The following is a 4,468-nucleotide window of genomic DNA, read 5'->3' as shown; positions in this document are numbered from 1 at the left end:
AGCTGGACTGTATGCACGAACCCCCCGTTCAGCCCGACTACCACGTTGTCCCGGTAACTATCATCTTGAGTCCAACCCGGAACAGACACGAAAAATCGCCAGTGGCGGTAGCCATTAGTAAGAGGATTCACGGAGCGGAGTAGTAGAGTGTTCTACAGAGTTCTTGAAGTGGTGGCCTGACTGCGGCTACACTGGAAGGACAGTTTTGGTACCTGCGCTCCGTGAAAGCCAGTTACCTTCGGAAGAAAGAGTTGGTAGCTCTTGATTCCGGCAAACGAACCACCGTTGGTAGCGGTGGTTTTTTTGTTTGCAGGGCATGAGATTACGACGACATCGAAGGGATAACAAGAGGATCCGCTTCTTGAACCCCCCTCCCCACAAAAAAAAACGGCACACTAGCGCGTAAAGCGTCATCAAAAAAACTCAAATAGCGCTATATACAATCACTTTATTACGCCCCTCTCTCTTAGCTTGATAAAGAGCATCGTCAGCATTTTTCAGCAAAAAATCGATCCCACCAAGAGGATCATCTTGTGTTGCCACACCAGCAGATACGGTGACACGCAAGTTATTAGGGAAAACAGTACGTTCAATAACACTCCTAATACGCTCCGCAACACACTCCGCTGTTACCACAGATGTATTCGGCAGAAAAACAACAAACTCTTCTCCACCAAACCGACAAATAATATCTTCACTACGGCAACAAGACTTAATAATCTGAGCCAAAGAAACAAGCACCTCATCTCCGACCCCATGCCCGAAACTATCATTTATTTTTTTAAAAAAATCAACATCAATAGCAATAACTGAAGCTCCTGCCCCATACTTGTTATTCTGTATTTTAGTTGAAAACCCCAATCTATTGTTCACGCCGGTAAGGGGATCTTTAAGCGCCACCTCATTTAAAGAATCAACCCTTTCCATCATTACCTTAACATGCGTAAAAAGTGCCTTTTTAAGTCGATCAGCTTCGGCATACCAAGCATTGATAGCTTTAATATAAACTAACGAAGCCCCTATATCTTTAGCATTGGTAGATATAGCAAGCTTTTCTAAAGGAAGTGAAATACGGGAGGCAATGAAATATGAAAGAAGTGAAAATGTAATAATTATTACAATTAGCAGAACAAGTACACTTTTAGCATAAGTAATAAGAATAGTAGTCGCGCTGTCAGCATGGCTATAAACCAACACATTCCAAGCAGTATTTTTCATATGAGCATAACCCAGAAGATATCTATTCCCCGAAAAAAAAAATTCCCCCTCACCTCTATCAGACTCCGTTAACTTTGATTTCAAATCATCAGACATAACCATGGGCCGACCAACAGCACTGTTATCGTTATTAAAGATCACAGTTCCATCATCACTAACAATGCTAATTTCAGTGTCGCTCTTGAAAAAATGCCTGCTCAAAACATCGCTAAATAAACTATGTTTTTTTAGATATATAGACCCACCGACATGCCCTATGTAATTGCCATTCTTATCATAAATAGGATGTGACAACAAAATAATCAAATTCCCAGTAACTGATTTGAACGGTGAAGATATGAATGGTTTCTTTTCCTCAATCGCCAATTTGCTGGCACTTGAATTCAAGCGGGTACCAACTAAATCAAGAGATTCTGGCGAAGTCGCCAGAACAACAGCATCATTACTAACAACAAAAACTGAATTAAACATACCAGACTGCAATCTTAACCTATCCGCCTCATCTTTAAGTGAGTCAATATCATTAGTTGATTTTATTTTTTTTGCTCCATATGCTAATTCACCTTGAGCCATTTCAATATAACCACTCATTACATCTGACATTTTCATAGCGTACGATGAATTAGCATCAAGCAAATCTTTTTCTATATTTTCGCGCTGAAAAACCATAATAACGGCAATCAGAAAAATAGAAGTTAACAAAATCCCACCAACGGACAAGGTTATGACTATCGGACGAAGGTGAGGCTTTTTAATTCTCATAAAAATACACTCCATATAATAAAAAATGCCGCATTTACCATAACATCCCTTATCAGCACCGCCCCGGACGGGTTCGGAACAAATGCGGCGTCAGCCCGGTAAAACCGGCAGCAAACTCTCCGCTAAACCGCGCATTCTGCGCCAGATAAATTTCACCCGGCTGCATGGCTATGCAGTCGGGTGAATGGCTCCGGCTTTCAGCGCAGATGTCCACCGAAAGCCCCGTTTTATCAGGTTATCACAGTGAAGGGCTGTTATACGTCCGCTGTCGCTGAGATCGCTCCAGCTCCAGCGCTTTCTGATGCTGCACCACGCGCTCCTGCTCCCGGTGCAGCTCGACGGCATTCAGTCGCTCGACAACCGGCGCAGCTGCTCGCTCAAACTCTGCACCTGCCTGCTCAAGCCCGTGACGCGCTCGCTCAGCGCTGCGTTCTCCCGTTGCATAAGACCAGACATCGTCCGCCATTCCGCGAAGGCGCTCTCCCACTCGTCCAGCCTTTTCGAGTAGTCCTGCTGTAGCTGCTCTAATGCGCTCAGCAACTGTTTTTCCAGCTCCGTCATGTGCTATTTCCCCGCCAGTATCATCCAGCTCGAATCCTCTCCGAACCGTCCCGCTTCCGGGTTCACCTTCACGCAGCGGCGTCTCTGCTCGCCGCAGGTCGAGAGCTGCACGCCGCTGTTCCTCTCTGACAGCATGGCCTGCGTGCTCTTCTGCTCCCGGATGGTCGTGTAGTTGTCGAGTATCTGCTGCCCCTGCCACCACAGAATGCCCGCGCTCGAGGCGATCAGCAGCGCGGAGACCAGGACGATGGTCAGCCACGTCTGGCTGACCATGCGCACCATGCCTTTCGTGCGCTGGCTCATGGCTGAGGACAGTTTCCGGTCGTGGTCGAGGATGGCGGCGCTGATTCTCTTCGCGCTTTCGTTCAGTTCCGCTTTTACAGATTTCTCGTGCTCGCTGAATGCGGCTTTCAGCATCTCGCCGGTACTCTGCTGCTGCGCTTTCGATTTCTGCTCTAAGTCCTTCGCCAGCGTTAAAAGACTGTTCATAAATGGCTCCCTTCAGTCGGATGTTTCGCCCCCCGTCCGGGTCGGCAATGCTGATACTGCTTTTTGTGGTGCGGACCACCTCAAAACCTGCGCTTTCCAGCGCCTCAGTGACATCCTGACGGGTTTTCAGCTCCCCGGATGAGGCAAGAGCAAGCAGACCGCGTGTAATCGCTTCTGCAGCCTCCTGCTTCGCTTTAGGCAGTGCAGACGGTGTGACCAGTGCCCGCCGGTTCTCCGGTGCGTTCGGGTCGTGCAGCCCCAGTCTGCCGTTCACGATGGTCTGCCAGGCATCGATGCGTGGACGGTCGGCGCGATCGTAATACGGCTGGAGCCGTCTGCCGGTCAGCAGCTCCGTGTTCGGGATCAGAAAATTCAGCTCAAGCCGCCCCTTGTCACGATGCTCCACCCACAGGATGCTGTACTGGTCTTTATCAAGTCCGGGCATCAGAACCCGCTCAAAGCTTGCCATCAGCTTTTCCCGCTGGCCGGAGGGTAAATCCGCTTCCGCAAACGACAGTACCCCGGAGGTGTATTTCTTAACGTAAGGCGACGCGTCAATCAGCTCCCGGACTTCTTCCGGCTTCCCCTGCAGGACGGTGGCGCCTTCACGCTGCCGGTCTTTACCCAGCAGATAGTCCACCGGCCCGGCGCCACCGCCGCGACCGCGTGGATGAAATTTAACGATCATCGTCCGTTCCTTTCTCAAGAACGGCGTGCCGCAGCCGCTCAAGTCCGGCATCGATGGCCATCAGCGCCGCAACAATCTGCACCCTGTCATGGCCGGTACCGCCGCCGGCGTTAACACGGCGGGCTATCTGGTTCAGGTTATTGCCCATGCCGGCAAGCTGGCGCAGCAGCGCCGGCGAGATTGAGGGAAGCTTTCCGGAACGTGCCGGCTTTTCGTCCAGGCAGGTCTGCCGCATCCACGCTGCCAGCTGCCTGCCGTCGCAGCGCTCAAGCAGCCGCCGGTGCTCGTCCTCCGTCACCCACATGGTGAGCATCTTGTTCCGTTTCTCTGACAAACCGGCCTCCTGATAACGCCGGGACGGGCGGGAAAGCCTTTCCCGGTCGGCGCGGGGTTGGACAAGCCGCAGGCGCGTCAGGCTTTTGGCGGGTTTCGGGGCGCAGCCCTGAACCAGTCACGTAGCGCTAGCGGAGTGTATACTGGCTTACTATGTTGGCACGGATGCGAGTGTCAGTGAAATGCTTCATGTGGCAGGAGAAAAATGCAGCAGCGGAGCGTCAGCAGAATATGTGATACAAGATATATTCCGCTTCCTCGCTCACTGACTCGCTGCGCTCGGTCGTTCGGCTGCGGCGAGCGGTACCGGCTTACAGGCGGGGCGGAAATTTCCTGGGAGATGCCAGGAAGAAGCTTAACAGGGAAGCGATAAGGCCACGGCGAAGCCGTTTTTCCATAGGCTCCGCCCCCCTGACA

4 protein-coding genes are annotated in these 4,468 nt (G+C 51.1%); all 4 read right to left on the bottom strand.

From position 1 onward, the window contains the following. Nucleotides 1–423: 423 nt before the first annotated feature. The gene (locus HMPREF3096_RS04715) at nucleotides 424–1,980 is read right to left on the bottom strand and encodes a sensor domain-containing diguanylate cyclase (protein ID WP_045326453.1); all 1,557 of its coding nucleotides are present in this window, start codon (nucleotides 1,978–1,980) and stop codon (nucleotides 424–426) included. 345 nt (nucleotides 1,981–2,325) lie between these two features. Further along, the gene (locus tag HMPREF3096_RS30330; RefSeq protein ID WP_015589619.1) at nucleotides 2,326–2,541 is read right to left on the bottom strand and encodes an MbeD family mobilization/exclusion protein; all 216 of its coding nucleotides are present in this window, start codon (nucleotides 2,539–2,541) and stop codon (nucleotides 2,326–2,328) included. 3 nt (nucleotides 2,542–2,544) lie between these two features. Continuing rightward, the gene (locus HMPREF3096_RS30325) at nucleotides 2,545–3,030 is read right to left on the bottom strand and encodes an MbeB family mobilization protein (RefSeq protein ID WP_045326458.1); all 486 of its coding nucleotides are present in this window, start codon (nucleotides 3,028–3,030) and stop codon (nucleotides 2,545–2,547) included. A gap of 677 nt (nucleotides 3,031–3,707) precedes the next feature. Beyond that, nucleotides 3,708–4,031: a MobC family plasmid mobilization relaxosome protein gene (locus tag HMPREF3096_RS04695; protein WP_007772081.1), complete on the bottom strand. Its 324-nt coding sequence runs from the start codon at nucleotides 4,029–4,031 to the stop codon at nucleotides 3,708–3,710. Nucleotides 4,032–4,468 lie beyond the last annotated feature (437 nt).

Source organism: Klebsiella sp. HMSC25G12, assembly GCF_001807705.1.
Classification (GTDB): Bacteria; Pseudomonadota; Gammaproteobacteria; order Enterobacterales; family Enterobacteriaceae; genus Klebsiella; species Klebsiella variicola.
This window is presented reverse-complemented; position numbering and strand designations above follow the sequence as displayed.